At 65.8% G+C, this 26,329-nt stretch carries 24 protein-coding genes; 12 read left to right on the plus strand and 12 right to left on the minus strand.

The window, feature by feature from the left end; all coding sequences use genetic code 11:
- Positions 1-38: 38 nt before the first annotated feature.
- Together rpsR and rpsF are read right to left on the minus strand one after the other, a co-directional pair.
- The gene (rpsR, locus tag ACQR2C_RS07745) at positions 39-278 is read right to left on the minus strand and encodes a 30S ribosomal protein S18 (protein WP_008963441.1); all 240 of its coding nucleotides are present in this window, start codon (positions 276-278) and stop codon (positions 39-41) included.
- A gap of 5 nt (positions 279-283) precedes the next feature.
- Positions 284-745 carry a 30S ribosomal protein S6 gene (gene rpsF, locus ACQR2C_RS07750; protein WP_315800302.1) on the minus strand — a complete coding sequence of 154 codons (462 nt, stop codon included), beginning with the start codon at positions 743-745 and terminating at the stop codon, positions 284-286.
- A 371-nt stretch (positions 746-1,116) separates the two neighbouring features.
- Here rpsF and fabD point away from each other — a divergent pair, with 371 nt between their 5' ends.
- The 7 genes from fabD to gmk all read left to right on the plus strand — a co-directional run bounded on the left by fabD (position 1,117) and on the right by gmk (position 8,260).
- On the plus strand, positions 1,117-2,076 hold the full coding sequence (gene fabD / locus ACQR2C_RS07755) for an ACP S-malonyltransferase (RefSeq protein WP_316215639.1): 960 nt from the start codon (positions 1,117-1,119) through the stop codon (positions 2,074-2,076).
- A gap of 33 nt (positions 2,077-2,109) precedes the next feature.
- On the plus strand, positions 2,110-2,847 hold the full coding sequence (fabG, locus tag ACQR2C_RS07760) for a 3-oxoacyl-[acyl-carrier-protein] reductase (RefSeq protein WP_315800300.1): 738 nt from the start codon (positions 2,110-2,112) through the stop codon (positions 2,845-2,847).
- A 436-nt stretch (positions 2,848-3,283) separates the two neighbouring features.
- Positions 3,284-3,523 carry an acyl carrier protein gene (locus ACQR2C_RS07765; protein WP_006610957.1) on the plus strand — a complete coding sequence of 80 codons (240 nt, stop codon included), beginning with the start codon at positions 3,284-3,286 and terminating at the stop codon, positions 3,521-3,523.
- Positions 3,524-3,743: 220 nt separating this feature from the next.
- Positions 3,744-5,009 carry a beta-ketoacyl-ACP synthase II gene (fabF, locus tag ACQR2C_RS07770; protein WP_315800299.1) on the plus strand — a complete coding sequence of 422 codons (1,266 nt, stop codon included), beginning with the start codon at positions 3,744-3,746 and terminating at the stop codon, positions 5,007-5,009.
- A 295-nt stretch (positions 5,010-5,304) separates the two neighbouring features.
- The gene (mltG, locus tag ACQR2C_RS07775; RefSeq protein ID WP_316215640.1) at positions 5,305-6,585 is read left to right on the plus strand and encodes an endolytic transglycosylase MltG; all 1,281 of its coding nucleotides are present in this window, start codon (positions 5,305-5,307) and stop codon (positions 6,583-6,585) included.
- Positions 6,586-6,709: 124 nt separating this feature from the next.
- Complete coding sequence (locus ACQR2C_RS07780; RefSeq protein WP_315800446.1) at positions 6,710-7,597, plus strand: YicC/YloC family endoribonuclease; 888 nt, start codon at positions 6,710-6,712, stop codon at positions 7,595-7,597.
- 3 nt (positions 7,598-7,600) lie between these two features.
- Complete coding sequence (gmk, locus tag ACQR2C_RS07785; RefSeq protein WP_434880857.1) at positions 7,601-8,260, plus strand: guanylate kinase; 660 nt, start codon at positions 7,601-7,603, stop codon at positions 8,258-8,260.
- 12 nt (positions 8,261-8,272) lie between these two features.
- On the opposite strand, the gene ACQR2C_RS07790 is transcribed toward gmk, so the two are convergent.
- The 8 genes from ACQR2C_RS07790 to lptF all read right to left on the minus strand — a co-directional run bounded on the left by ACQR2C_RS07790 (position 8,273) and on the right by lptF (position 19,678).
- The gene (locus ACQR2C_RS07790; RefSeq protein ID WP_434880858.1) at positions 8,273-10,597 is read right to left on the minus strand and encodes a hypothetical protein; all 2,325 of its coding nucleotides are present in this window, start codon (positions 10,595-10,597) and stop codon (positions 8,273-8,275) included.
- A gap of 320 nt (positions 10,598-10,917) precedes the next feature.
- Positions 10,918-11,976, minus strand: coding sequence for an alcohol dehydrogenase (locus tag ACQR2C_RS07795; protein WP_434845865.1), 1,059 nt, complete (start codon positions 11,974-11,976; stop codon positions 10,918-10,920).
- Between the two features lie 27 nt (positions 11,977-12,003).
- The gene (gene rsmA, locus ACQR2C_RS07800; RefSeq protein WP_316236637.1) at positions 12,004-12,864 is read right to left on the minus strand and encodes a 16S rRNA (adenine(1518)-N(6)/adenine(1519)-N(6))-dimethyltransferase RsmA; all 861 of its coding nucleotides are present in this window, start codon (positions 12,862-12,864) and stop codon (positions 12,004-12,006) included.
- A complete protein-coding gene (gene pdxA / locus ACQR2C_RS07805) occupies positions 12,861-13,862 on the minus strand; it encodes a 4-hydroxythreonine-4-phosphate dehydrogenase PdxA (RefSeq protein WP_434880859.1) in 1,002 nt (333 codons plus the stop codon). The genes rsmA and pdxA overlap by 4 nt, the downstream gene beginning before the upstream one ends.
- Positions 13,862-14,800 (minus strand): SurA N-terminal domain-containing protein, encoded by a 939-nt coding sequence (locus ACQR2C_RS07810; RefSeq protein ID WP_315800292.1) that lies wholly within the window; start codon positions 14,798-14,800, stop codon positions 13,862-13,864. The genes pdxA and ACQR2C_RS07810 overlap by 1 nt, the downstream gene beginning before the upstream one ends.
- A 104-nt stretch (positions 14,801-14,904) precedes the next feature.
- On the minus strand, positions 14,905-17,415 hold the full coding sequence (locus tag ACQR2C_RS07815; protein ID WP_434880860.1) for an LPS-assembly protein LptD: 2,511 nt from the start codon (positions 17,413-17,415) through the stop codon (positions 14,905-14,907).
- Positions 17,415-18,512, minus strand: coding sequence for an LPS export ABC transporter permease LptG (lptG, locus tag ACQR2C_RS07820; protein ID WP_316180909.1), 1,098 nt, complete (start codon positions 18,510-18,512; stop codon positions 17,415-17,417). The genes ACQR2C_RS07815 and lptG overlap by 1 nt, the downstream gene beginning before the upstream one ends.
- Positions 18,509-19,678: an LPS export ABC transporter permease LptF gene (lptF, locus tag ACQR2C_RS07825; RefSeq protein WP_315800289.1), complete on the minus strand. Its 1,170-nt coding sequence runs from the start codon at positions 19,676-19,678 to the stop codon at positions 18,509-18,511. Before lptF ends, lptG begins: the two co-directional genes overlap by 4 nt.
- 338 nt (positions 19,679-20,016) lie before the next feature.
- Between lptF and ACQR2C_RS07830 the strand changes: the two genes are divergently transcribed.
- From ACQR2C_RS07830 to ACQR2C_RS07845, 4 genes are all read left to right on the plus strand, one after another.
- Positions 20,017-21,561, plus strand: a complete 1,545-nt coding sequence (locus ACQR2C_RS07830) for a leucyl aminopeptidase (RefSeq protein ID WP_434880861.1) — start codon at positions 20,017-20,019, stop codon at positions 21,559-21,561.
- 9 nt (positions 21,562-21,570) lie between these two features.
- A complete protein-coding gene (locus tag ACQR2C_RS07835) occupies positions 21,571-22,023 on the plus strand; it encodes a DNA polymerase III subunit chi (protein WP_434848351.1) in 453 nt (150 codons plus the stop codon).
- A 204-nt stretch (positions 22,024-22,227) separates the two neighbouring features.
- On the plus strand, positions 22,228-22,722 hold the full coding sequence (locus ACQR2C_RS07840; RefSeq protein WP_315800445.1) for a hypothetical protein: 495 nt from the start codon (positions 22,228-22,230) through the stop codon (positions 22,720-22,722).
- A gap of 14 nt (positions 22,723-22,736) precedes the next feature.
- A complete protein-coding gene (locus ACQR2C_RS07845) occupies positions 22,737-23,552 on the plus strand; it encodes a phytanoyl-CoA dioxygenase family protein (protein WP_434880862.1) in 816 nt (271 codons plus the stop codon).
- Here ACQR2C_RS07845 and ACQR2C_RS07850 read toward each other — a convergent pair whose 3' ends face one another.
- On the minus strand, positions 23,553-23,786 hold the full coding sequence (locus ACQR2C_RS07850) for an acetyl-CoA carboxylase biotin carboxyl carrier protein subunit (protein ID WP_315800285.1): 234 nt from the start codon (positions 23,784-23,786) through the stop codon (positions 23,553-23,555). It abuts the gene before it with no gap.
- Positions 23,787-23,942: 156 nt separating this feature from the next.
- Here ACQR2C_RS07850 and ACQR2C_RS07855 point away from each other — a divergent pair, with 156 nt between their 5' ends.
- Positions 23,943-24,341 (plus strand): avidin/streptavidin family protein, encoded by a 399-nt coding sequence (locus tag ACQR2C_RS07855; protein WP_315800284.1) that lies wholly within the window; start codon positions 23,943-23,945, stop codon positions 24,339-24,341.
- 120 nt (positions 24,342-24,461) lie between these two features.
- On the opposite strand, the gene ACQR2C_RS07860 is transcribed toward ACQR2C_RS07855, so the two are convergent.
- Positions 24,462-26,327, minus strand: a complete 1,866-nt coding sequence (locus ACQR2C_RS07860; protein ID WP_434872683.1) for an ABC-F family ATP-binding cassette domain-containing protein — start codon at positions 26,325-26,327, stop codon at positions 24,462-24,464.
- Between the last annotated feature and the right edge of the window lie 2 nt (positions 26,328-26,329).

Here is a 26,329-nt window from a genome sequence, read left to right on the forward strand (position 1 = left end):
GAGCCGGCGGCGCGGGGCCGCCGGTCCGAGGTCCGCAATCAGCGGATGACGTAGGGCAGCAGGCCGAGGAAGCGGGCACGCTTGATGGCGCGCGCGAGCTCGCGCTGCTTCTTGGCGGACACGGCGGTGATGCGGCTAGGCACGATCTTGCCGCGCTCGGACACGTAGCGCATCAGCAGCTTGGAGTCCTTGTAATCGATCTTCGGCGCGTTCGGCCCGGAGAACGGGCAGGTCTTGCGGCGGCGGAAGAACGGGCGACGTGCGGGGGCTTCAGCCATTGATCTTACTCCTCGTCCGTCGTTTCTTCGTCACGGGGCCGGCGCGGGCCACGATCGCCACGGTCTCCGCGATCGCCACGGAAGCCGCCGCCATCGCGCTCACCACGGAAGCCGCCGCCGCGGTCGTCGCGCTCACGGTCGCGATCGGCCTTGCGCATCATCGCCGACGGGCCTTCCTCGAGCTCCTCGACGCGGACGCTGAGGTAGCGGATCACGTCCTCGCTGATCCGCTCCTGGCGCTCGATCTCGGCGATCGCCGCGGACGGCGCGTCGATGTTGAGCAGCACGAAGTGCGCCTTGCGATTCTTGTTCATGCGGTAGGTGAGGGAGCGAACGCCCCAATTCTCGGTCTTCGTGACCTTACCGCCGAGACCCTCGACGATACCGGTCATCTGAGCCGTCAGTTCTTCCACCTGCTGGGTGCTCGCGTCCTGACGCGCGAGGAAAACATGCTCGTAAAGCGGCATGGCTGTCCTTTCCAAGTTGGCGCAAATCCCGGCGTCAAGCCCTTCGAGCCCTTGTGGAAAGGACTCGCAGACGTCAGCTCAGAAGGCGGGAACACGGGACGACGGGCCGACTGGCCCTGCCACATCAAATCGCCTGGACAGCTTGGAGAGGGTACATCCCCAAGGTTGAGCAAGGTGAATTTGCTGGGACCGTCCGTTCAGCTCCCGGCTCGGGATCCACGGATGGCGGGCCTTATACCGATTTTCGGCGCCAAGGCAAGGGAAAGTGGTCGAAATGCGCCCGTCACGCGCTTGACATCCCGGCCTTTGCCAGTGTCTTTCCGGCCAAAGTTACTCAATTCCAGGGATTTTGGAACGTTCAGGGGGCGGCCATGACGGCAGCATTCACTTTTCCGGGGCAGGGGTCCCAGGCCGTCGGCATGGGCAAGGCGCTCGCGGACGCCTTCCCGGTGGCCCGCGCCGTGTTCGAGGAGGTCGACGCTGCCCTCGGCGAGAAGCTGACGACCATCATTTGGGAAGGTCCGGCCGAGACCCTGCAGCTGACCGAAAATGCCCAGCCCGCCCTGATGGCGGTGTCGATGGCGACCTTGCGGGTGCTGGAGGCCGAGGCGGGGTTCTCGGTCGGGCGGGACGCGGCCTTCGTCGCGGGTCACTCGCTGGGCGAATATTCGGCACTGGCGGCCGCGGGCAGCCTGACCATCGCCGACACCGCCCGCCTGCTGCGGACGCGCGGTCTCGCGATGCAGAAGGCCGTTCCGGTAGGCGTCGGCGCCATGGCCGCGCTGCTCGGGATGGATTACGAGGCAGCCGTGGCGGTCGCCGAAGAGGCGGCTCAGGGCGAGGTCTGCCAGGCCGCCAACGACAATGGCGGCGGTCAGGTGGTGGTGTCCGGCAACAAGGCCGCCGTCGATCGCGCCGTCGAGATCGCGCGCGCCAAGGGCGCCAAGCGCGCCATGCTGCTGCCGGTCTCCGCGCCGTTCCACTGCAAGCTGATGCAGCCGGCGGCCGACGTCATGGCGGAGGCGCTCTCCAAGGTCACCATCAAGGCGCCGGCCTCGCCGCTGGTCTCGAACGTGCTCGCGGCCCCGATCAGTGATCCCGACGAGATTCGCCGTCGCCTGGTCGAGCAGGTCACGGGTACGGTGCGCTGGCGCGAATCGATCGCCTACATGGCGAGCCAGGGCGTGACGCGCTTCCTGGAGATCGGCGCGGGCAAGGTGCTCAGCAGCCTGGTCAAGCGGATCGCGGATGGTGCAGTCGGTGTCGCCGTCGGCGGACCGGCGGACATTGCGGCCGCCAAGGATGCGCTGGCCGCGGTCAAAACGTCGTAGAGCGTCGCGTATAGCGGCATTGAGGAGAGTTTGATGTTCGATCTGAGTGGCAGGACCGCCCTGGTCACCGGCGCGACCGGCGGCATCGGCAATGCGATCGCCAAGGCCTTGCATTCCCAGGGAGCGACCGTGGCCGTTTCCGGCACCCGGCGCGAGGTGCTCGAGACCCTCGCGGGCGAGCTGGGCAGCCGTGTGCATGTGCTGCCTTGCAATCTGTCTGACGCGGCCGAGGTCGAGGCGCTGGTGCCGGCCGCCGAGCAGGCGATGGGGCAGGTCGACATTCTCGTCGCCAACGCCGGCATCACCCGCGACAACCTGTTCGTGCAGCTCCGCGACGAGGATTGGGACGAGGTAATCAAGGTCAACCTGACCGCGACATTCCGCCTCTCGCGTGCCGCCACCAAGCTGATGATGCGCAAGCGCTTCGGCCGCATCATCGCGATCACCTCGATCGTCGGCGTCACCGGCAATCCGGGGCAGGGCAATTACACGGCGTCCAAGGCCGGCATCATCGGCATGATCAAGACGCTCGGCGCCGAGTACGCCAAGCGCGGCGTGACCGCCAACTGCATCGCACCGGGCTTCATCAAGACACCGATGACCGACGCTCTGAACGAGAAGCAGCGCGAGTCGATCCTCGCCAAGGTGCCGGCGGCGCGGCTGGGCACGCCAGAGGACATTGCTGCAGCTGCGGTGTACCTCGCCTCCAACGAGGCGGCGTATGTCACGGGCCAGACCATCCACGTCAACGGCGGCATGGCGATGATCTAGGCCCTGCCGCGGCTCGGAATGCGGCGAAAAGACGTCGCGACCAGCATACCGGGCCGTGTGGTCAACGATTCGCGTGTATGGTAACCGGGCAGCTGATGGGGGCACGAAGAACGCCATTGCAGGATTTCCAAACCCTGTATATTGGCGGGGCGAGCTGCCATCGTTCGCCGGGCCTCCGTCGGCTGGCGCTGCTGATCCGGGTTCCTGTTTGAGCGCTCTGGATCGGAGGCGTACCGGCCTCATGGAGAGTGTGGATTGGAGTTTGTGAGTGGCCCCGTTTCCGAAGTTTTCGGACCGCAAGTCGTCCGCCAAATTTCGGTAAAGGGGCGCTGCGGGGCAAATCTGGTTTTGCGCGATCGCGAAGGAAGTTTAGCGGCCGGGGTGATGCGGATCATCCGGGGGTCGGGTCTTAAAGGAACAAGCACGAGGTTGAACGATGAGTGAGATTGGCGAGCGGGTTAAGAAGATCGTGGTCGAACACCTTGGTGTCGAGCCCGAGAAAGTGGTCGACAACGCGAGCTTCATTGACGACCTCGGTGCTGACAGCCTCGACACGGTCGAGCTCGTCATGGCCTTCGAGGAAGAGTTTGGTTGCGAGATTCCGGACGACGCCGCCGAGACGATCCTGACCGTCGGCGACGCCACCAAGTTCCTCGAGAAGAACGCCAAGAGCTGACGCTCCGGCGAAGTTGCGCGAAACCGGCCGATCCGTCTTGTGCGGTCGACCGGTTTCTTGCTGTTGGCGGCGTCGTGATGAGCCGTCATCTGGCGGCCGGCGACAGACGATTCGGTCGCGCTGCCTGGCCAGACCGTGTTACTCGAACAATTGACCCGAGATGCGGCGACGGCCGTCAGCCGATCCACAAGCGCTCAAAATCGGGTCTGGAGAAACGAACATGAGGCGGGTTGTCGTCACTGGCCTTGGCATGGTTTCGCCGCTTGGCTGTGGTGTGGAAACGACCTGGCAGCGCATCCTTCAGGGCAAGAGCGGTGCGCGCTTGATCGAGTCGTTCGAGGTCTCCGATCTTCCCGCCAAGGTGGCCTGTCAGGTGCCGCGCGGCGATGGCTCCGACGGCACCTTCAATGCCGACCAGTGGATGGAGCCCAAGGACCAGCGCAAGGTCGACGATTTCATCATTTTCGCGATGGCTGCGGCGCGTCAGGCGCTCGATGACGCCAACTGGCATCCCGCGACGGAAGAGGACCGCTGCGCCACCGGCACGCTGATCGGGTCCGGCATCGGTGGCCTCTCGGGCATTGCCGACACGGCGATCCTGCTGAAGGAGCGCGGTCCGCGCAAAGTGTCGCCCTTCTTCATTCCCGGACGTCTGATCAATCTCGCCTCGGGCTATGTCTCGATCGAGCACGGGCTCAAGGGCCCCAATCATTCGGTCGTCACCGCCTGCTCGACCGGCGCGCATGCGATCGGCGACGCCAGCCGCCTGATCGCGCTCGGCGATGCCGATGTCATGGTCGCCGGCGGCACCGAATCGCCGATTTGCCGAATCGGCATGGCCGGGTTCTGCGCGGCCCGCGCACTGTCGACCGGATTCAACGAGACGCCCGAGCGCGCGTCGCGTCCTTACGACAAGGACCGCGATGGCTTCGTGATGGGCGAGGGCGCCGGCGTGGTCGTGCTCGAGGAGTATGAGCACGCCAAGGCACGCGGCGCGCGGATCTACGCCGAGGTCTGCGGCTACGGACTGTCCGGCGACGCCTATCACATCACATCGCCATCGCCGGATGGCGACGGCGGCTTTCGCAGCATGAGTGCGGCGCTGAAGCGCGCCGGCATCACGGCCGCCGACCTCGACTACATCAACGCGCACGGCACCTCGACTCAAGTCGGCGACGAGATCGAACTCGGCGCGGTCGAGCGCCTGCTTGGCAATGCCGCTTCGAAGATCTCGATGTCGTCGACCAAATCGTCGATCGGCCATTTGCTCGGCGCGGCCGGCGCCGTCGAAGCCATCTTCAGCATTCTCGCGATTCGGGATAACATCGCGCCGCCGACGATCAATCTGGAGAATCCGTCGGTGGAAACCGCGATCGATCTCGTGCCGCATGCACCTCGCAAACGCGAGATCAACGTGGCGCTGTCGAACTCGTTTGGTTTCGGCGGCACCAACGCGTCGGTGGTTTTGCGGCGCGTGGTGACCTAGTGCGGAAGGACGGAATGCCGCTCGGGCCGATTGTCGCTTGGTCACGCGGATATCCGACTGCAGCCACACTAGAACCCAAGACTTCGCGTGTCTTTAACTTCGCGTGTCTTTCGCAGGTCGGCCTTCGGCGCCGATGCGGTAAGTGGATGCGCATGGCGGTGAGGCCCGGCGAAAACACCTTTTCGCCGTATTCGATGACGAGATGACGAATCGTTAAATTGGGCGTGGACTTCAGGTCGCTTGCGTTGGGGAGCGCACGGCCACGACGAGAGCGACAGGACTGAAGGTTGCATCGATGAGTGAACGGCCGCCCATCTCGCCCCGCAGCCCGCGCGCAGCGCTGGAGCCGGAACGCGTGCCGCCGCCGCCGCGCCGCTCCGACCGCGCCCGTAATCCGTTCGTGGTGGTCGGCAATGCGATCATCACCTTGCTCATCCTGGCCATGCTCGGCGTGGGCGCGGCCTACTATTATGGACGGCAGATCCTCGAAGCGGCAGGACCGCTGCAGGAGGACAAGGTCGTCAACATCCCGCAGCGCGCGGGCAAACGCGATATTGCCGACGTGCTCGCGCGTGAAGGTGTGATCGACGTCAATCCGTGGATCTTCATCGGTGGGGTCTATGCGCTGAAGGCCAGTTCCGACCTCAAGCCGGGCGAGTATGCGTTCCAGAAGAATGCATCGTTGCGCGACGTGATCGGCGTCATCGTCGAAGGCAAGGTCGTGCAGCATTCGGTGACCGTGCCCGAAGGCCTGACGTCAGAGCAGATCGTGGCGCGTCTGTCCGAGAACGAGATCTTCACCGGCAGCGTCCGCGAGATTCCGCGCGAAGGCACGTTGTTGCCGGAGACCTACAAGTTCCCGCGCGGGACCAGCCGCGATCAGGTCGTGCAGCGCATGCAGCAGGCGCAGAAGCGCGTGTTGGCCGAGATCTGGGAACGGCGTAGTCCGGATCTGCCGGTCAGGACGCCGGAGCAGCTGGTGACGCTGGCTTCGATCGTCGAGAAGGAGACCGGCAAGCCCGACGAGCGCAGCCGGGTGGCCGCAGTATTCGTCAACCGGCTGAAGCAGAGGATCAAGCTGCAGTCCGATCCGACCATCATCTATGGTCTGGTCGGCGGCAAGGGCACGCTGGGCCGTCCGATCAAGCGCAGCGAGATCACCCAACCGTCGCCCTACAACACCTATGTGATCGAGGGCCTGCCGCCGGGACCGATCTCGAATCCGGGACGCGCCTCGCTGGAGGCGACGGCCAATCCGGCGCGCACGCGCGATCTCTATTTCGTCGCCGACGGCACCGGCGGCCACGCGTTCACCGAGACCTACGACCTGCACCAGAAGAACGTCGCCAAGCTCAGGGCGATGGAGCGGCAGACCCAGAACGACACCGTCGAGCCCGACGAGGCGCCGCCGGCCGTTGCCGGCGGAGCGGTGGATCCGGCGGCCGGGGCAGCCGCGCCACGGGCGCCGGCCGGTGCGAAGAGGCCGCCCGCCAACCGCGCCAACGGCGGTGTTGCACCCGGCAACGGGGCGCGGCAGGGCGCTGCGCAGCCGACCCCGCCGGTCGTTCAGCAATAATTTCCCACGCATGTCGGCCGCGCAGAACCGGGCTTAACATTTGCCCAAAAGGCCGTAAGGTTCGCGCACTTTTGGCGGAGCGAGTCTGTCCCGCCATTCCCGATATGCCGGAGACATGGACGAAATGGCGCTGTCGAGCATGACCGGCTTTGCCCGTAGCCACGGGGCAAGCGGTCCCTACTCGTTCGAGTGGGAGTTGAAATCGGTCAATGCCAAGGGATTGGACGTCCGGGTGCGGCTGCCGCAGGGCTGGGACGAGGTCGAGGCCTTCGCCAAGAAGCGCGCCACCGAGGTGCTGTCGCGCGGCACCGTCTACGCCAATCTCACCGTCAAGCGCACCGAGACCGGGTCGACGGTACGAATCAACGAGGATGTGCTGGCGGCCGTCGTGAAGGTGGCGAGCCAGCTCGCGGGCCGGATCGACGCGGTCGCGCCCAGCATCGATGGGCTGCTGTCGATCAAGGGCGTGATCGAGGTGGCGGAGCCGGAGACCGACGAGGCCGAGGACAAGGCCGCCAAGGAGGCGGCGATCGCGGCGTTCGAGACCGCGCTGAAACATCTCGTGGAGATGCGTCGGCGTGAGGGCGACACGCTCGGACAGATCCTCAACCAGCGCGTCGACGAGATCGAGGCACTGGCGAAGAGGGCCGAAACATCGCCGGGCCGCAAGCCAGAGGCCATCAAGGCGCGACTCGCCGAGCAGGTCGCGGCCCTGCTCGACACGTCGGACCGCTTCGATCCTGACCGCCTGGCGCAGGAGGCGCTGCTGATCGCGGCCAAGGCCGACGTGCGCGAGGAACTCGATCGCATCGCCTCCCACATCGCGCAGGCGCGCGAGATGCTCGGCAAGGGCGGGCCCGTCGGCCGCCGGCTCGACTTCCTCGCCCAGGAATTCCATCGCGAGGTCAACACCACCTGCTCGAAGTCGAACGACATCGAGCTGACGAACATCGGCCTGGAGCTGAAGACCGTGGTCGAGCAGTTCCGCGAACAGGTTCAGAATCTGGAGTGATCCATGGCGGCTCACGACGGAAGCTTCGATGGGGTCGAGCGGCGCGGCCTGATGTTCGTGCTGTCATCGCCTTCGGGGGCGGGCAAGACGACGCTGTCGCGCCTGCTGATCGAGCGCATGTCGGGCCTGCGGATGTCGGTCTCGGCGACGACGCGCTCGATGAGGCCAGGTGAGGTCGACGGCCGCGACTATCACTTCGTCGACCGCGCGCGCTTCGAGGACATGGCCAAGCGCAACGAGCTGCTCGAATGGGCCACCGTGTTCGACAACCGCTATGGCACGCCGCGCGCGCCGGTCGAAGCGGCGTTGTCGGCGGGCCAGGACGTGCTGTTCGACATCGACTGGCAGGGCACGCAGCAACTGCGCGAGAAGGCGCGGCAGGACGTCGTCAGCGTGTTCATCCTGCCGCCGTCCGCCGCCGATCTGGAGAAGCGTCTCCACACCCGCGCGCAGGACTCCGATGAGGTCATCCGCGGGCGCATGAGCCGCGCCAGCCACGAGATGAGCCACTGGGCGGAGTACGACTACATCGTCATCAACCGCAACGTCGACGACGCGTTTGCCGAGGTGCAGTCGATCCTCAAGGCCGAGCGCCTGAAGCGCGAGCGCCGCACCGGCCTGACGACCTTCGTGCGCGAGCTGCAGCGCCAGCTCAAGGGCTGAAACGCCTTCCGTCTACGCCCGCCGGCCGAGGCGCGCCAGGATGTCCTGGATGCCGTCGAGCTCATCATCGTGCTGAATGTTGCGCGGCCGCGGGCGCAGCGCCGGAGGCCGCGGAATGAAGTCGAGCGGCGGGGTCGCCGGGTCCTCGAACTGGCTCGGCACGAACAGGGGTCGCTGCTGCGGCGGTCGCTGCGGTTGCTGCGGCGCCTGCGGCCTGTCGATGATCGGTGGCGCGGCGGGGATCGACGACCGCGATTCCAGGAGACTCATCAGTCGGGCCGCGGGATCATCATGCATATGCGCGACGTCCTGCGGAGCCTCGACGGAGAACTCCTCCTGCTGCGGCTCTGCCTCCAGCTCGTCTTCGGGCAATGAAAAGCGCGACTGTAGAAGGTTGATCAGCGCCGCCGCAGGATCGTCAAGCTCATCGTCTTCGGCGGCAGGGGCTTCCGACATCATCGCGGGTCCGCCCAAGGCGATGTCATCGTCAGGCTGAGGGGCCGGTTGTCGTGCCGCATGCGCGCGAAGCGTCTCGATCAGTGCGGCCGCTGGATCGGCTGGTGCCGCTGACGGCGCGCGCGGGGAGGCAGGCTGATCGGGCGTCCCGGGAACGGGCTGAGCGACGGGCTGGCCGCCACGCGGATGGTTCGTCAGGTGTTGCGACGCCTGCGTGGTCCGGGGTGCAGCGTCCGCCTGCGTTGGCGGAGCCGTCTCAGCGAGGACCGCTGCAGCCGGATCATCGCTAGCCTCGCCGGGTTGCGTGGTACGCCGCTTGGCCGCGCGCGACACCAGCAGCGCGGCAATCACCTTGGCGGCGTCGATCGGAGCGCCGACGGAGGGGGACGTAGCATCGCTGCTGCGAGCCCTGCGCAGCGCCGACACGATTTCGCTGACGTCGACAGGGGCAGGTGGAGCGGCGGTCGCGGCAGCCTGCGCCGGGGCGGCTGGCGGCATTGCTGTGGCTGCCTGGATGCGGGTGGGATTCGCTGGTTCAGGCCGCTGCGCCGCCGGCCAGGGCTCGGCGGGCGCGATCGGTGCCGCATAGGTCGGCGAGCGCGGCGAGGCGGCTGCAGCAGCGGCGCTCGCCTGGGCTGCTGCAATCTTGGCGGCAGCCGCCTGCGCGGCGGCCATCTGGGCAGCCGTCAGTTGTGCCTGCGCCGGAGCAGCAGGCGATGGGGCCGTTGCGGCAACCGGCGATGGCGGCGCGTTGGTCGCAGCGATCTGTGCCCCGGAAGGCTCGGCCCGGCGCACTGCTGCGCGATCCACCAACTCATCGACCGCCTGCCATACTGCGTCGGTGGACTGTGATCGCTGCATCTCCGCAGCCGCGTCCCGGTCGCGCCGGCGTGCGGCCACGGCCGGGTGATCCTGATGCTGGGGAGACGGCGCCGGTCGCTGCGCACGGGGGTCGATCTGGTCCGTTGAAGCGGACAGCCGCGCGCTCGCGAGGTCGAGCGCCGAAGCTGGCTGGGAGCCGCGGCTGCCGCCTGGATGGGATGGTGCCGCCGGCATGCTGCCGCGGCTCGCACGCATCCCGCCCTGCGGCGCCTTGGACCGTGGTTTGATGCGACTACGGCGCATCCGTACTGCGTCCGCGTGCCAGCTGCCGTTGCGCCGTTGCCGCCGTCCCATCCGGCTGAGCCGATAGAGCGCGCTCGCCAGCAGTCCTGAAATCGCGAGTGCGCCGACGACCACGAGCAGGAGCACGTGGATGGGCGCTTCGGGCTTGCTTGGCTTCGGTGCGATGATCGGCCCGTCGGCAGCCGGCGCCGCATTCGTGTCCGGCTCCGCATTGCCGTCGTCGGCCATTGCCGGCGGTGGCGCATCGGCAGCGATCGGCTCCGCCTGTTGTGGCGGGGCAGAGGGCCAGGGCGAGGTATCGAGGCTGCGGGGCAGGCTGGTGTCGGATGCGGTCAGCGTCGTCGGTGTGGCAAGAGTCTGTGGCTTCGGGGTGCCCCGCACGGCGAGATCGGCACGCAGCCGCGGCTGCGGCGCTTCTGCGAGGGCGTCGCTGGTGCGAGCGACCGGGCCATCGGTGCGTCTTGGCGTCAGTTTGGGTGGAGCGGGCTGGGCGAAGTCCCACGGAGCCGGCTGCTGCGTCGCCCGTATCGGTGCCGCGGCGTCACGGGTGTTGCCGTTGGCGTCTTTCAGATACCAGCAACGCCGATTGGTGCCACGATCGAAACGATAGTACCAGCGTTGCGCGTCGGACTTCTCTCCCGTCGGCTCGGTCAGACATTCCTCCGCCGCCAACACGACGCGCGGCAGCACGAGCACGACGGTGCCAAGGATTCCGGCTGCAATGGCAAACGCAACTCCTGCCGTTCGGCTTGCCATTGAAGACTCCGGATACGCTTACGCAACGGCGCGTTCTCGGAGAGAAGTTGGGTGGCAATGAGCCGCAATTCCGGATTAATTCTGTCGCGATCCTTTCGTGCCCGAGTGCGGCTTTTTTCCCACAAGAAGCTCCGCATCACGCCGCGATTTTGGCCGCGCTATCGCGCCAAATCGGTCACATCGGTGACGATGGACCTGGCTTTTCACCCTCAAGGGTCAGAGGCGTCGCGCCGACAACCTCTACGTTTGTGGACAAATGATTGGCCGCAGTGGCGGCGGTGCAGCACCGCCGCCGCGTGCGATGTCGCAACGGCGAGGGATCAGTTCGTCAGCACCACGCGTCCGACCACATGGCCGGCGCGCAGCGCATCGATCCACTTCTGTACGTCAGCCATCGGCTCCTCGCGCATCGGCGGCGGCTTGATCTTGCCGGCGCGCGCGAGCGCCATCAGTTCGTGCGCCTCGGCCAGCGTGCCGACCATGAAACCCTCGATGGTCAGGCGCTTGTACACCCATTGAACCATCGGCAGGGTGAACTGGCCGCCCATCAGTCCGGACACGACGATCTTGCCGCCGCGCGCTGCGACGGAAACCGCAAAGGCCATCGACTTCTCGTTGCCGGCGAAATCGACGATTTCGTCGAAGCCGCCCTCGGTCTCCTTGAGGATGCGCTTGATCACATCCGGCTCGGCCGGATCGTAGGCCGTCGCAGCGCCATTCTGCAGCGCGGTCTCGCGCGCGGCCGCCGAGAGGTCGGCCACCGAGATCGGCTGCTTGAACATAGCCTGCGCGAACGACAGGCCCATCATGCCGACGCCGCCGAGTCCGATCAGCAGCAGATTGCGCTGGCGAGGCCGATCCACGAGGCGCTTGAGCGCGCCATAGGCCGTTACGCCGGAGCACATCAGCGTCGCGGCCTGGTTGACCGGCAGCGGATCGTATTCCAGCAGATACTTCGCATCCGGCACCAGCACGTGGGTGGCGAAGCCGCCGTCGATCGAGACGCCGAGGAAGCGCTGCTTGGCGCACAAATTCTCGTCGCCATTGGCGCAGTCGCGGCACTGGCCGCAGCCGATCCACGGAAACACCGCGCGCCGGGCGCCGATCAGCTCCTTCGGCACGTCGGCTCCGACCTCGTCGACAACGCCGGCGATCTCATGGCCGAGCGTGAAGGGCAGGGTCATGCCGCGCGTGGTGTCCAGGCGCTTGCCGCCGCCGAGATCGGCATAGCCGTCCTGGATATGCAGGTCGGAGTGGCACAGGCCGCAGCGCTCGATGCGAACCAGAACTTCCCGGCCTTGCGGCTTCGGCGTCTCGACGATGGTTTCGCACAGCGGTGCATCGAACTTGACGAGCGACTGACGGCGCATCAACGCCATGATGAAACTCCCTGAAATGCTTGTTGATTACGACTTGTTCTCGTCGCGACTATTGGTCAATTCGCGGGCCATGGCAACAAAGCCCGACACCGGAATGGTCTCGGCGCGGCGGGTGGGATCGACGCCCGCGGCGGCTGCGAGCCGCGCGGGATCCGCCGGCAGCGACTTCAGGCTCTGCCGCAGCATCTTGCGACGCTGGCCGAAGGCGGCGGCGGCGACCTGCTCGAGCGCGCGGCGGTCGCAGGGTTCGGGCGACGGGCGCGGCACCAGCCGCACCACGGACGACGTGACCTTCGGCGGCGGCACGAAGGCCGATGGCGAGATGTCGAACAGGATCTTGGTCTCGCAGCGCCAGTTGGCGAGCACGCCGAGCCGACCATAGGCGTCCTCGTTCTCGCGCGCGACGATGCGCTCGGCGACCTCGCGCTGAAACATCAGCACCATCATGTCGTACCAGGGCGGCCACGGCTCTGCGGAGAGCCAGCCGATCAGGAGATGCGTTGCGATGTTGTAGGGCAGGTTGGCGACGATCTTCGCCTTGGTGGTCCCGAGATAGGGCGCGACGTCGAAGGTCCGCGCATCGCCGCAGACGATTTCGAGGCGGCCGGGATAATGGTCGGCGATCGCCTGCAGCGCCGGGATTGCGCGCTCGTCGTGCTCGACCGCGATCACGTGGCGTGCGCCGAGCGCGAGCAGCGCCCGCGTCAGGCCGCCCGGGCCGGGGCCGATCTCCACCACGGTGGCGTCTTCGAGCGGACCCGCGGCGCGCGCGATCCGGGCGGTGAGATTGAGATCGAGCAGGAAGTTCTGGCCGAGCGCCTTGCGCGCCGACAGCTGATGATCGCGGATGACCTCGCGCAGCGGCGGGAGGTCGTCGATGGCGCTCATGACGCGTGGCTGGCCATGCGCGCGGCGAGCCGCAGGGCCGCGATCAGGCTCGCCGGATTGGCGCTGCCCTTGCCGGCGATGCCGAACGCCGTGCCGTGGTCCGGCGAGGTGCGGATGAACGGCAGGCCGAGCGTCACGTTGACGCCGTCGTCGAACGCCAGCGTCTTGATCGGGATCAGCGCCTGGTCGTGATACATGCAGATGGCGCAGTCGTAGGTCTTGCGCGCGGCGTCATGAAACATCGTGTCGGCGGGCAACGGTCCCTGCACGTCGAGGCCGGCATTGCGCAAGGTTGCGATCGCGGGCGCGATGATCGTGTCCTCTTCGGTGCCGAGCGTACCGTCCTCGCCCGCATGCGGATTGAGTCCCGACATCGCAATGCGCGGCCGCGACACGCCGAAATAGCGGCGCAGGCTCGCCGCGACGATGCGCGTCGTCGAGGTGATCAGCGGGCTCGTGAGCTGCTCGATCGCGTCGCGCAGCGCGACGTGGATCGTCACCGGCACGACGGCGAGCATCGGTGACCACAGCATCATGACAGGCTGCGGGACCGCGCCGCCATCGGCGGCGAGCTCGGCGAGAAATTCGGTATGGCCGGGATGCGAGAAGCCGGCACGGTAGAGCACGGCCTTGGCGATCGGGTTGGTCACGACGGCGCTGGCGCGTCCGGCCCTCACGTCGGCCACCGCCTCACGGATCGAGCCGATGGCCGCCGCGGCACTCGTCGCGTCGGGCCGGCCCGGCAGCGCCGTCACGGCGTGCCCGGTGGAGACCACGGGCAGCGTGGTCGCAAACGCCTGTGCCGCTTGTTCGGGGCGAACCTCGTCCACGGTGACGGGAAGGTCGAGCAGCCTGGCGCGCTGCGCGAGAAAGACAGGATCGCCGCGCACGTAGAAGGCGGGGAGTCCGAGCTCGGTGCGGCGCAGCCACGCCTGCAGGGTGATGTCGGGTCCGATGCCTGCCGGTTCCCCCAGGGTCAGCGCGAGCGGCTTCGTCATCAGCGATATTCGATCATCGCCGCCTTGCGGACTTCCTGCAGATAGGCCTTGGAGGTGGCCTCGTATTTCTTGGTGTACATCTGCTCCTTGATCTCCCGCTTCTTCGGCGTGTCGATCGTGGTCGGAGTCCGCGAGCAGAGGGCCACCATCTGGATGCCCTGCCGCGTCGCTTCCGGCGGAGTCAGGTGGCCGATCGGCGTGTCATCGAGCAGCTTGCGCAGATTCGGCGGGATGTCGGCGGACGTCTTGACGACGATCTCCTTGATGACCGCATTCGCCGTCGTCTTGAAGATGTTATTGGCTTCGGCGCAGGTCTGCACCCGTGCGCGCAAGGCCTCGGCCTCCTTGTGCCGCGCTTCCATCAGGCCCTGGTTCGAGGAGTTCGACACGATCAGCACGATCGGCTGCATCTTGTACTCGAACGCCTGGCCCTGCTGATCGCCATCGCCGCCCGCGGCGGCGACAGCCGCGGCCACGTCCTTGTCGGAGACGATCAGGCGTTCCTTGTAGCGGCCGCGCACCAGGCTGCTCCAGACGATCTCGGCCTTGATGCGCGCCTTCAGCGTCTCCGGCCGCACACCCTGGCTCTCCAGCGATTTGGTCAACTGTTCCGGGTTGAGCCGCATGCGAGAGCCCATGCCGGCAAACGACTGGTCGACGTCGGAGGCGGTCGGCTCGACGCCAAACTTCTTGCCTTCCTTGATCTTCACCTTGTCGTCGATCAGCTCGTTGATGATCTCCTGGCGAGTCTGATGCTTGCGAGTGCTCAGGAAGTTCAGCTTGGTGCGCTGCTCGATGTCATAGTCGGTGATGGGATCGCCATTGACCATGACGACGATGCTCTGGGCGCGAGCCGACATCGTTCCGATGCCGCAGACGAGTGCGGCAAGAGTGCAGATGGCCAGGGCCCGAAGGCGAGGAGAGAACGCGATCGTCATGACCAAGCTTCGTTGTCGCTATTGATCCAACTGGAAGCGGCGCCACGGCTCCCAACGAGGGACTTTCGACCCCCACGGAGCGGCCCGTCGGAGACTGGCGCGCGCTACTGCAGGCCCCCAGCCCCGGTTCCCGTGGACGAGGAATTGGCCAGCGTCCGGAGTCCGATCTGGAGCATATAGGCATGGCTCAGAACGGGGGGAGTGGTGCCCGCCGTATAATTATACGACGTTACATAGTTGGCGGCCAGCACGAAACAATCGTCCACATAGCCGGCGCCGATCACATACTGGTTGATCTTGTTGGCTGCCAGATCCCAGCGCGCCGCACCCGTGACGACCCAGTTCGGCGCCACCTTGACCGAGCCGCTGCCGAGGATGCCCTCGCGACGGTCGAGGTAGCCGAGCGCCGGATCGGCGGCATAGTTGCCGTAGGTCAGGGCCACCGACCAACGATCGAAGTTCGCCTTGGCTTCCGCCTCGAAGCGCTGGATGTTCAGGGTCTGCTGGTCGAACCGGCTGCGCATGCTGAACGTGTAGGTGCGGTTCGGCGAATAGTCGACGCGCGCCACGTAGTCCGAGGCGTTCTTGTCCAGGCCGGAACCGATCGCGGTGTTGTTGGCGTCCTGCACCGCGAACGAGTTCATCCCGAACAGGTGGTAGGACTGGCCGAACAGCACGTTGATGGTGCCGCCGCGGTCGAACTGCGTGGTGGCCTGGACACCGACATTGGCGCGGCCGCCGCCCTCGACGCGGTCATAGCCGGAGAACTTGTCGACGCTGAACAGGTTGCTGGCGTCGAACACCATGCTCTGGGCGTCCTCGTTCGGCAGCCGGCCGGCATAGGTCTCGTTCGGCCGGATGATCACTTGCGCGATCGGCTCGATCGTCGTCGTGCCCCATGGCTGAACGTTGATGAACGGATAGCGATATTCCAGGCCGACCGTCGGCATCAGGCGCAGCGCCTGGGTGTCCCCGGTCTGCAGGAAGTTGCCCACGCCCGGCTGGTTCGAGACGTTGGCGTTGATCGCGTCTGCGCGCAGGATCGCGAACGGCGTCCAGATCTGGCCGTAGGGATCCGTGAACGACCGCCGCCACTCCGCCTGCGCGGTCAGGCGGGTGTAGGTGCCGGGCGTGGCGCGCAGCAGGCACTGGGTGGGCAGGCGCGCCCGCGGATCGGCAGACACCGTCGTGCACAGCCCGGCGGTGTTGGCCGTGGTCGTGATCGGGTCGAACACGGCCGTCTGGCGGCTCAGATTGACGAAGTTGGTCTTGTAGCTGAACTCGCCGCCGAACACGGGATAGTTCAGCACGTTCGAGTAATCCAGCACCGGATAGACCACCGGCACGGTCTGCTGGTTGCCCGAGAAGCTCAGATAGTGGATCGCCCGGACGTCGAAGAAGCTGCGGCTGCCGACGCCGGTCAAGTAAAGCTGCGAGATCGCCTCGGTCGGGAGGCTCATGAACGAGTTGAACGGATCGCGATACTGCGCCAGCCGGTAATCCGACAGGAACATGTAGTCGGACAGCAGGATGCCGTCCCAGCCCCAGACCCATTTGTCGTTGAGCGCGAACTGGCCTTTGGTGTCGACGCCGCCGCGGAACTGGCGGTCGCCCGGCTGGCCGGCGAAGGCCTTGCGGTCGAGCTGATCGATGCCGTACAGGCGCACCTGATAGCTGCCGTTGCTGAGGCGCTGGCGGAACTCGGTCTGCAGCAGCACGCCCTGCTTGGAGGTGATGCGTGGCGTGAAGGTCGCGTCGTAATCCGGCGCGATCGCCCAGTAATACGGGATGTCGACGCCGAAGCCGTAGCCGCCGGTCTGGGTGACGCCGGGCATCAGGAAGCCGCTCTTGCGCTTCACGGTCGGATCGGGCGTCGAGAAATAGGGAATGTACGCCAGGGGAACGCCGAAGAATTCGAGCTGGGCGTTCTCGAAATACAGCATCTTCTCGGTCTGGTCGTGGATGATGCGCGCACCCTTGACCTGCCACAGCGGCGGCTTCTTCGGATCGTCCTTGCACGGCGCGCAGGCGGTGTACACGCCGTTCTCGAAGACGGTGTAATTGCCCTTGGAGCGGTCGGCGCGGGTCGCCGCCATCCGCGTCTGGTCCTCGGTCTCGACGCGCAGCGAATCGACGAAGCCGTCGCGATAGTCGTCCGACAGATCGAGGCTGTTGGCGTAGGTGATCTTGCCGTCGGCGTCGGTCATGCGGATGTTGCCTTCCGCATGCAGGCGCTTGGTCTTCTGGTCGTAGATCACCCGGTCGGCCTCGACCGAGGTGCCGTTGTAGAACAGCTGGACGTTGCCGACCGCCGACACGCGCGAGTTGTTGTAGTCGTAATCGACCTCGGTCGCCTGCACCAGCATCTGGTTGTCGTTGGCGACGCGCGGCGGCGGCGCCTTGGGCGGGCGCGGATTGTAGGTGAAGCCCTGCGCGACGGCAGGGGTCGGCGCCACGACCGCGGTCGCAGCAGCAACCATCAGGCCGAGCCCGCAGGCCAGAACGAATCCAAGTACGCCAGACCCGGCGCGACGCACGCGCGCGCAACCGGCGCGCGCAACGGCATGCTGCCGAAGCGCGGCGAGCGCTGTCTGACGGACGGCAACGAACGACACTAGCCGTCCTCCTGGTAGAGCAAAGCCATGAAACCGGTGAGGCCGCCGACGAACACCGGCAGCCACGCCGCAGCGATCGGATTCATCAACTCAGCCTTGCTCAAATCTTCAGTTACTTTCGACAGAACGTAGAGCAGAAACCCGGCGCCCACGCCACTCAAAACCATTTTCTGTACGCCACCCATTCGGAAGAACCTGAGCGACACGGACGCAGCCAGCATGACCATCGCAGCCAGCAAAAACGGCTGCGCGATCAGCTTATGATACTGCAGTCGGTACCCCGCGGTCGCGAAGCCTGAGCTCTCCGACGAACGGATGTATGTCGGCAGTTGCCAAAACGACACAGTTTCGGGGGTGGAGAAGCTGTTTCGGACCTGCGCCGGCGTCAGGCTGGTCGGAAGAATGTACGTCGGTTCATCGACCGGCGGCGCATCGAGGGAGAATCGGCGCACCGACCGGAAGACCCACCGGCCTTCTTCCAGGGTCGCCTCGCGCGCTTCGATTCGCTCCTTGAAGTGCTTGTCCGTATCAAAACGGAACAGGGTCAGTCCGGTCAGGCGGACGCCCTGCTGCTCGCTGCGCGCGGCATTGATGATGACCGAGCCGTCGGGGTTGATCTGGTTGAGCCAGAAGCCGGCCGCGTCCTGCACGCCGCCGCCCGGGGCTGCGCCGAACAGCTCGGCCTCCATGCGCTTGGAGAGCTCGCGCAGATTGGCCGACATCGGGTTGTAGAGGGTCGTGGCCATCAGCCCGAGCACGATGGCGCTTGCCAGCGCCGGCGCGATGAACTGCCAGGCGGAGACCCCGGCTGCGCGCGCCACCACGAGTTCGAGTCGGCGCGACAGCGCGAGATAGCAGGTCATGGCGCCGATCAGAACGCAGAACGGCATCATCTTCTCGAGCAATTGCGGCACCCGGAACAGCGACGTCTCCGCCACCATCAGCGCCGAGGCGGAGGCAAGCCCGGAGGTCTTGCGCACCATCTCGATGTAGTCGACGAGCACGAGCAGGATGAAGATGCTCGCGAACACGCCGACCGCCGAGACCAGGAAGCGGCCGGCGAAATAGCGCCCGAGCGTGTTGGTGACCATGCTCATGCGGTGGCCGGCCTTCCGAACAGCCGCGCGATCCGCGCATTCGAGCGGTTGATGGCTTCCATCAGCCGCGCCGGCGGCTCGACCACCACGCCGCCGATGATGATCCAGATGCTGAGGCCGAGCACGCCGAACAGCATGAGGTACTGCACCAGCGCCGCCATCGGCGTCTTCACGGTCATGACCGAGCAGGCGAAGCCCGCCATGCGCACGCCGAACACGGCGAGAATGGCGCTGCCGAACGAGAAGTTGCGGCTCTGGCGTGTCGTCCGCGGCGCGCCCAGGAATGCGAAGGTGAGGGCCGCGAAGGCGAACGGATAGATCGGCGCCAGGAAGCGGTCGTGCAATTCCTGGCGGAACTGTCCGGGGATCTGCTTGTAGATCGGATCGTTCTCGGCGGGCGCCATCAACTCCCACAGATAGCGCTCGCGAATGCCGAGCGTGACGTCGCGGCCCTGGTTCGAAAACTTCGACATGTCGAAGGCGTAGCGGGCGAACGCGACCATCGCCGGCTCGCGCTTGCCGAGCTCGAAGCGTTCCAGATTGCCGTCCTCGAGCACCAGGAATGACCCATCGGCATTCTTCACCACGGTGCCCTTCTCGGCGATGATCGTGATTCGCTCCTTGGGGTCGCGGCGGTCGTCGATCAGGATTCCGGACAACTCGCCGCCCGGCTGGCGCTCGCGGATCCGGATGGTGAGGTTCTGGTCGAGCTGCGCGAACCGCCCGGGCTGCAGGATGTTGGCGAGCACGTCGGCGGTGATCTCGGCATCCCACTGCTTGATCCGGCGCAGGCCGTCGGGGGCGAAGAAGGCGGCGATCAGCGTCACCAGCACGGCCACCGCGCAGGTGGCATAGGCGAACGGCACGAACAGCCGGATCGGCGACATGCCGGCCGCGTTCATGACGATGATCTCCGAATCGGTCGCAAGCTTGTTCAGCGTGTGCGAGACCGCGATCATCAGCGCGATCGGCGCGATGACGCCGAGCAGGGAGGGAATCACGAGGCCGGTGATGCCAAGGAAGGTCAGGATCGTCTGGCCCTGGCTGGTCATCAGGTCGATGCCGCGCAGCGCCTGCGTAATCCAGATCACGCCGGTGAGGCTGACCAGGACCAACGCGAACGACGCCAGCGTCGTGCGAAAGATATACCTGTCGATGGACCCCATCGTCTGCGCTCGATCCCCAGTCATCTGTTCCGGAACGAGCGCCGCAGCCAACCCTCGCAACGGGCCCCCAAGGCTGCTGTCGCCGTCACGTTCCGAAGGCGGTGAATATCTCTACCATCCCTTTGATCCGTCGACAAAATGGCTGTGGCATGGCGCCACGAAAATACGGTTAAAATTTCATCATTGTGACTGGGCCGCCACGCGACCCTTGGCAGCCCCGGTCCCGGCAGGTCATACTGCTGCCAAGTTGGGTTCCGAACTGCCGCCATCCTGGTCTGGCCGTTGAGGTTTTCGGTCGGACGTGGCGGCTCATCACGTCGAAATTGGAGGATTGCTTGATGTCCGACGCCGTCAAGGTCGGCTTCGTCCCGCTGTCGACCGCCCCGCGTGGCATCGTGGTGGCGTTCTGCGATGACACCCTGCGACTTGGAGTCGCGACCGAGAAGGCGCTCGGGGGAGCCTCGGACCTCGTCAAGCGCGCGGCCGGTGCGGCCCGGTTCAAGGGCGAGGATGGCGCGGTGCTGGACCTGCTGGCTCCAGAGGGAATCAAGATTCAGCGCTTGATCGTCATCGGCATCGGCAAGGGCTCGGACCTCAAGGACAAGGATTTCCTCAAATACGGCGGGACTTTAGCCGGAAAGCTGAACGCCGGAACTGAAGCGGTGACGGTGCTCGCCGAGCTGCCTTCGGGACCGCTGTTGCCGGATCAGGTCAGCTCGCTGGCCGCCGGCATTCGGCTGCGGGCCTATCGGTTCGACCGTTACAAGACCAAGAAGAAGGACGAGGAAGGCGCCGTCAGCGCCAATGTCTCGATCGCCGTGCCGGACGTCGCGGCGGCCAAGAAGGCTTTCGCGCCGCGATCCCACGTGACCGACGGGGTGATCCTGGCGCGCGATCTCGTCAACGAGCCGCCGAACGTGCTCTACCCGGAGGAGTTCGCCAAGCGCGCTGCCGCCTTGCGCAAGCTCGGCGTCACCGTCGAGATCCTCGACGTGCCCGCGATGAAGAAACTCGGGATGGGCGCGCTGCTCGGCGTCGGCCAGGGCTCGGCACGGCCGAGCCGCACCGTCGTGATGCACTACAATGGCGGCAAGCGCGGCGAGCAGCCGGTCGCGTTCATCGGCAAAGGCGTGTGCTTCGACACCGGCGGCATCTCGATCAAGCCGGCCGGCTCGATGGAGGACATGAAGGGCGACATGGGCGGCGCGGCCTGCGTGGTCGGCCTGATGCATGCGCTCGCCGCCCGCAAGGCCAAGGCCAACGTGATCGGCGCGATCGGCCTCGTCGAGAACATGCCGGACGGCAACGCCCAGCGTCCGGGCGACATCGTGACCTCGATGTCGGGTCAGACCATCGAGATCATCAACACCGATGCGGAGGGCCGCCTCGTGCTCGCCGACGTGCTCTGGTACGTCGCGACCAAGTTCAAGCCGAAATTCATGATCGACCTGGCGACCCTGACCGGCGCGATCATGGTCGCGCTGGGCACCGAGCATGCCGGTCTCTTCACCAACAATGATGATCTCGCCGACAAGCTGCTCAAGGCGGGGCAGGAGACGGGTGAGAAGGTGTGGCGGATGCCGCTCGGCCACGAATACGACAAGCTGATCGATTCGCAGTTCGCCGACATGAAGAATACCGGCGGACGCCATGGCGGCTCGATCACCGCCGCGCAATTCCTGCAGCGCTTCGTCAACGACACGCCGTGGGCGCATCTCGATATCGCCGGCACCGCGATGGGCGCGCCGAAATCGGAGATCAACCGGAGCTGGGGATCGGGCTACGGCGTCCGGCTGCTCGATCGGCTGGTGTGGGATTCCTACGAATCCAAATCCGACTCCAAGGCTGAAAAGGCTGAAGCCAAATCCGGCGCCAAGGCGTGACGTCGGGCGATGACTGAAGTCCTGTTCTACCATCTGCAGAACATGACCCTGGAAGGCGTGCTGCCGCCACTGCTCGAGAAGTCGCTCGAGCGCGGTTGGCGCGTCGTGGTGCAGTCGACGTCCGAAGAGCGTGCGGATGCGCTCGATGCGCATCTGTGGACCTATCGCGACGATTCGTTTCTGCCGCACGCCACCTGGCGGGTGGCCGATGTGGCCGACCAGCCGATCGTGCTCGCGGTGGAAGAAGGCAATCCCAACCGCGCGAACGTACGATTCCTGGTGGATAACGCGCCGCTGCCAGCGGACTCGCACAGCTACGAGCGCATGGTGCTCGTGTTCAACGGCGATGATGCGGACGCGCTCGCGGCTGCGAGATCGGCGTGGACCGATTGCAAATCGCGGGGATTCGAGGTCACCTACTGGCAGGCGGATGAACGGGGGCGCTGGCAGCGCCGGCAATGATACGGAAGCCCGTGAAGCGCCGATGATGGCAGCGCCGCGTGATTAATGATAATCTGCCGATTTGCCGGCAGAGCGTTGGCAAAGCCACGAACGTGCCGCAAAGTGATGTTGGGACAACACGTTAGAGTGTCCACAGGTTGCAATTCAGCAAGGTTCATCGTGCGAGACCACACCAAACAGCTGACGCGCGCTCTGGCGTTCCTTGTGCTTGCCCCGGTCGTCGCCGGATGCTCGAGCACGCCCGATTTCCTGTCCAAGGACGCCGAGTGGTTCAACCGGCCGCAGCGCCTGTTCATCAAAAACATCTCGATCGATGCGCCGCCGCTGACGCCGGACAAGCCGGTCTCCGCTGAGGATCTTGTGAGCGCCGAAGGCGCATGCCCGGGCATGGCGCCTGCGGCCGGTGCTGCGGGCGCGAACGCGCTGGCGAATGATCCCGCCACGGCCGCGCCGGCTGTCGGCGGCACCGTTGCGCTCGGCCATACCGAATGCGACGTGGTGCGCGGCATCGGTGCACCCGACAACGTCAACATCTCGAGCAATGGCGGCGAGCGCGTGGCCACCGTGACCTGGCTGCGCGGCGCACGCGCCGGCGTCTACACGTTCAGCTCCGGTCGCCTGACCTCGGTCGAGCGCGCGCCCGACCCGGGACCGGCGCCGAAGGTGGCGAAGCCCAAGGCGAAGAAGCGGGCGACCTGACGGAGGAGGCGGCCATGCAAATCACCGGCCTCCGTCGCGAGTTGGAGGAGGCCGGGTATGCGGTGCGCCGTGGTTTTCTTCCTCGCGAGTTGCTCGAGGCCGGCGATCGAATCAAGTCGCGAGCCGGTCGTGAGGCGATCGCGGAGCCTCATCTCGGATCCGTTGTCTCAGTTGGCTCGTCGGCCGATTTCGCGCCGATCATTCTGTTCGATGCACAGTATGAACTGTTGGAGCGCGCCGGATACCGGGATGCACGCTTTTTTGCCGGCTTCCTGATCTCCAAGCCGGCCGGATGTCCGAGGCTGCACTGGCACCAGGATTGGTGGGGCTGGTCGAGCGCTGCGAGCTACGCCGCCACGCCTCCAATTCTCTACTTCATGTACTACTTGACCGATACGAGCGCCGCGAACGGATGCTTGCGCGTGCTTCCCGGCAGCCATCGGCGCAAGAACGATCTCAATGCCTTGATCAAGGACCGGCCGACGCATCCCGATCGGATTCTGCCTGTCGACGACGTGCTGGTTTCCACACGCCACGACGAAGTCGATGTGACCGTTCGGAGGGGGGATCTGATCGTTCGCGACGGCAGGCTTCTGCATGCATCCCATGCCAACAATTCGAGCGAAGACCGCGCCTTGATCGTGTTGTCCTTCGTGCCCTTCTGGTCCGACCTGCCGGAGGAGCTGCAATGCGCCTTCGACAGGAAACGACCCAAGATCGAAAAATCCTGGCCGCCCGTAGAGGCCGAGCGCGTGCTGGCTCGAGCGACGGTCTACAACGGCGCGTCCTCGCCGATCCGTCTGCAGCGAACCCCGGACTTGAGCGACTGATCAGGCCGCTGCGTCCTCCGCATCCAACTCCATGACGACATCGGTCGCGCTCAACGTCTCGCCCGCACCGCGCCGGACCTGACTGATTGTCCCGGAATAGGGAGCTTTCACCGACAGCTGTGATTTGGCCGCCTCGATGACGTAGAGGACCTCACCGGTCTGCACCTTCTGACCCGCCTTGACACAGACGTCGTAGAGCAGGCCGTCAAGTCGAGCGTAGAGCTGCTTGTTCATGTTTCGTCCTCCTGAAATCGCTTCAATCGAACCTCAACATCAACGTTGTCTACCGAAAGTAGAGCAATTTTGAACCCGCCACAATGGCGCTTTCCAGCTTATGGATGTATGTAGGCATCATTGCTACCTCCAGCTCCGGGCATAGCGAGGCGCGCCATGAAGTGGTTCTTCAGCAAGTATCTTTTTGCAGCGATGATTGTCGTAGTTTCGTCGATTGCTGCGCGTGCCGACGTCCTGCCGGCGCCGTCGAGATGGACAAATCAACGAGGCTCGGTGCTCGAGATCTGGTCAGTCACCGATGGACAGGTGCGAGGACAATTCACCAACAACGCGCCAGGATTTGCGTGCCAGGGCATTCCCTATCCGGTATCCGGCAGATCGGCCGGCAGCGCCGTCATGCTGGTCGTGACATTTGCTCAGTGCAATTCGATCACGCGGTGGAGAGGCCAGGTCGGCGGCAATCTACTCCGGACGAATTGGAATCTCTTCTACATTCAGCCCAACGGCGATCTCGGCAACCTGCCGGGTGCGGACCTGTTTCAGCGGACCAACTGATCCGGCCGCTCGCGCCGACCATGCATTCATCCGCGCGAGCCGCTGAGCGCGAGGGTATTCTGCGAAAGCCGAGTTGTCTGCGACTTTCCGCCGAATGCCCCGATGCGAGGCTCGTGCGCTTCAGCTCCCTGCCTCGTCATACAGCGTGCTGGCCTCCAGCCATTGCTCCTCGGCGCGCGCCAGCGCGTCGGCGGCATTGGCGCGCGCCTTCGACAATTGCGCGGCCTGCTTCGGGTCGCGTGTGAAGATGTCCGGCAGCGACAGCGCGCTGTCGATCTTGGCGATGATCTCGGTGATCCGGGCGATCTCGGCCTCGGCTGCAGCAATCTTCTGCTTCAGCCCGCTGCGCTTGTTGTCGCTGCGGGGCCGCTCGGTCTTCTCGACGGCCTGAGAGCGCTCGTTGTCGCGGGCCGGCGCGCTGCGCGTCGACAGGACCATGCGCCTGTAGTCATCGAGGTCGCCATCATAGGTCTTCACGGTGCGGTCGGCGACCACCCAGAGGCGGTCGGCGCAGGCCTCGATCAGATAGCGGTCGTGCGACACCATGATCACCGCGCCGGGAAATTCGTTGATCGCCTCGGCGAGCGCGGCGCGACTGTCGATGTCGAGATGGTTGGTCGGCTCGTCCAGGATGATCATGTTCGGGCCGAAGAAGGTCGCGAGCCCGAGCAGCAGCCGCGCCTTCTCGCCGCCCGACAGGCTCTTCACCAGCGTGTCCGCCGCCTTGCCGGAAAACCCGATCGCGCCGGCGCGCGCGCGCACCTTCGATTCCGGCGCATCGCCCATCAGCTTGCGCACGTGACTATACGGCGATCCGGTCTCGTCCAGCTCATCGAGCTGGTGCTGGGCGAAATAGGCGATCGACAGCTTGTCGGCGCGCGTGACCTTGCCGGAGAACGGTGCGAGCCGGCCGGCGAGCAGCTTCACCAGCGTGGACTTGCCATTGCCGTTGGCGCCGAGCAACGCGACGCGGTCGTCATTGTCGATGCGCAAGGTGACGCGGTTGAGCACTGGTTGCGCGGGGTCGTAACCGACGGAAGCGTTGTCGACCGCGATGATCGGCGGCGACAGCAGTCGCTCCGGTGCGGGGAACGTGATCTCGTGCACGTCCTGGGTGACGAGCGCGGTGATGGGCTTCATCCGCTCCAGCATCTTGACGCGGGACTGCGCCTGGCGCGCCTTCGAGGCCTTGGCCTTGAAGCGCTCGACAAAGGCCTGCAGCCGCGCACGCTCCGCTTCCTGGCGCTTGACCGCCTTGGCATCGAGCATCTCGCGCGTGGCGCGCTGTTCTTCGTAGGAGGAGTAGCTGCCGCGATATAGCGTCAGCTTGCAACGGTCGAGATGCAGGATCTGGTCGACGGAGGTCTCCAGGAGATCGCGGTCATGGCTGATCACGATCACCGTGCGCGGATAGTGTGCCAGGTGATCCTCGAGCCACAGCGTGCCCTCGAGGTCGAGATAGTTGGTCGGCTCGTCCAGCAGGAGCAGGTCTGGCGCGGCGAACAGCGTGGCCGCCAGCGCAACCCGCATGCGCCAGCCGCCGGAGAATTCGGCGCAGGCCCGCGCCTGGTCCGTGGCGGAAAATCCGAGGCCGCTGAGAATCGCGGCCGCGCGCGCTGGCGCCGAATGCGCGTCGATGTCGACGAGGCGGGTCTGGATCTCGGCGATACGGTCTGCGTCATGGGCCGTCTCGGCCTCGTGCAGCAGCGCGTGCCGCTCGAGGTCGGCCCGGAGAACCACCTCGATCAGGCTTTCGGGCCCGCTCGGGGCTTCCTGGGCCAGGCTGCCGATGCGCCACCGCGGTGGCACGCTGATGCTGCCGGTCTCCAGCGACAGTTCGCCGCGGATCGCCTTGAACAGGGTCGACTTGCCGGTGCCGTTGCGGCCGACCAGTCCGACGCGGGCGCCGGGCGGAATCTGCACCGAGCTCTGGTCGATGAGAAGCCGTCCGGCGAGGCGGATGGAGATGTCGGTGATGGAAAGCATGC

It is taken from the genome of Bradyrhizobium sp. HKCCYLRH3061 (assembly GCF_051168015.1).
Lineage (GTDB): Bacteria > Pseudomonadota > Alphaproteobacteria > Rhizobiales > Xanthobacteraceae > Bradyrhizobium.

What these genes read in the sequence shown, in the direction of transcription:
- ACQR2C_RS07780 (WP_315800446.1), top strand. Translation starts at nt 6,710, where the DNA reads ATGGCGCTGTCGAGCATGACCGGCTTTGCCCGTAGCCACGGGGCAAGC.
- fabF (WP_315800299.1), top strand. Translation starts at nt 3,744, where the DNA reads ATGAGGCGGGTTGTCGTCACTGGCCTTGGCATGGTTTCGCCGCTTGGC.
- gmk (WP_434880857.1), top strand. Translation starts at nt 7,601, where the DNA reads ATGGCGGCTCACGACGGAAGCTTCGATGGGGTCGAGCGGCGCGGCCTG.
- ACQR2C_RS07835 (WP_434848351.1), top strand. Translation starts at nt 21,571, where the DNA reads ATGACTGAAGTCCTGTTCTACCATCTGCAGAACATGACCCTGGAAGGC.
- rpsF (WP_315800302.1), bottom strand. Translation starts at nt 745, where the DNA reads ATGCCGCTTTACGAGCATGTTTTCCTCGCGCGTCAGGACGCGAGCACC.
- ACQR2C_RS07850 (WP_315800285.1), bottom strand. Translation starts at nt 23,786, where the DNA reads ATGAACAAGCAGCTCTACGCTCGACTTGACGGCCTGCTCTACGACGTC.
- rpsR (WP_008963441.1), bottom strand. Translation starts at nt 278, where the DNA reads ATGGCTGAAGCCCCCGCACGTCGCCCGTTCTTCCGCCGCCGCAAGACC.
- ACQR2C_RS07845 (WP_434880862.1), top strand. Translation starts at nt 22,737, where the DNA reads ATGCAAATCACCGGCCTCCGTCGCGAGTTGGAGGAGGCCGGGTATGCG.
- lptF (WP_315800289.1), bottom strand. Translation starts at nt 19,678, where the DNA reads ATGGGGTCCATCGACAGGTATATCTTTCGCACGACGCTGGCGTCGTTC.
- lptG (WP_316180909.1), bottom strand. Translation starts at nt 18,512, where the DNA reads ATGAGCATGGTCACCAACACGCTCGGGCGCTATTTCGCCGGCCGCTTC.
- ACQR2C_RS07830 (WP_434880861.1), top strand. Translation starts at nt 20,017, where the DNA reads ATGTCCGACGCCGTCAAGGTCGGCTTCGTCCCGCTGTCGACCGCCCCG.
- ACQR2C_RS07810 (WP_315800292.1), bottom strand. Translation starts at nt 14,800, where the DNA reads ATGACGATCGCGTTCTCTCCTCGCCTTCGGGCCCTGGCCATCTGCACT.
- rsmA (WP_316236637.1), bottom strand. Translation starts at nt 12,864, where the DNA reads ATGAGCGCCATCGACGACCTCCCGCCGCTGCGCGAGGTCATCCGCGAT.
- ACQR2C_RS07790 (WP_434880858.1), bottom strand. Translation starts at nt 10,597, where the DNA reads ATGGCAAGCCGAACGGCAGGAGTTGCGTTTGCCATTGCAGCCGGAATC.
- ACQR2C_RS07855 (WP_315800284.1), top strand. Translation starts at nt 23,943, where the DNA reads ATGAAGTGGTTCTTCAGCAAGTATCTTTTTGCAGCGATGATTGTCGTA.
- mltG (WP_316215640.1), top strand. Translation starts at nt 5,305, where the DNA reads ATGAGTGAACGGCCGCCCATCTCGCCCCGCAGCCCGCGCGCAGCGCTG.
- ACQR2C_RS07795 (WP_434845865.1), bottom strand. Translation starts at nt 11,976, where the DNA reads ATGGCGTTGATGCGCCGTCAGTCGCTCGTCAAGTTCGATGCACCGCTG.
- ACQR2C_RS07765 (WP_006610957.1), top strand. Translation starts at nt 3,284, where the DNA reads ATGAGTGAGATTGGCGAGCGGGTTAAGAAGATCGTGGTCGAACACCTT.
- ACQR2C_RS07860 (WP_434872683.1), bottom strand. Translation starts at nt 26,327, where the DNA reads ATGCTTTCCATCACCGACATCTCCATCCGCCTCGCCGGACGGCTTCTC.
- pdxA (WP_434880859.1), bottom strand. Translation starts at nt 13,862, where the DNA reads ATGACGAAGCCGCTCGCGCTGACCCTGGGGGAACCGGCAGGCATCGGA.
- fabD (WP_316215639.1), top strand. Translation starts at nt 1,117, where the DNA reads ATGACGGCAGCATTCACTTTTCCGGGGCAGGGGTCCCAGGCCGTCGGC.
- fabG (WP_315800300.1), top strand. Translation starts at nt 2,110, where the DNA reads ATGTTCGATCTGAGTGGCAGGACCGCCCTGGTCACCGGCGCGACCGGC.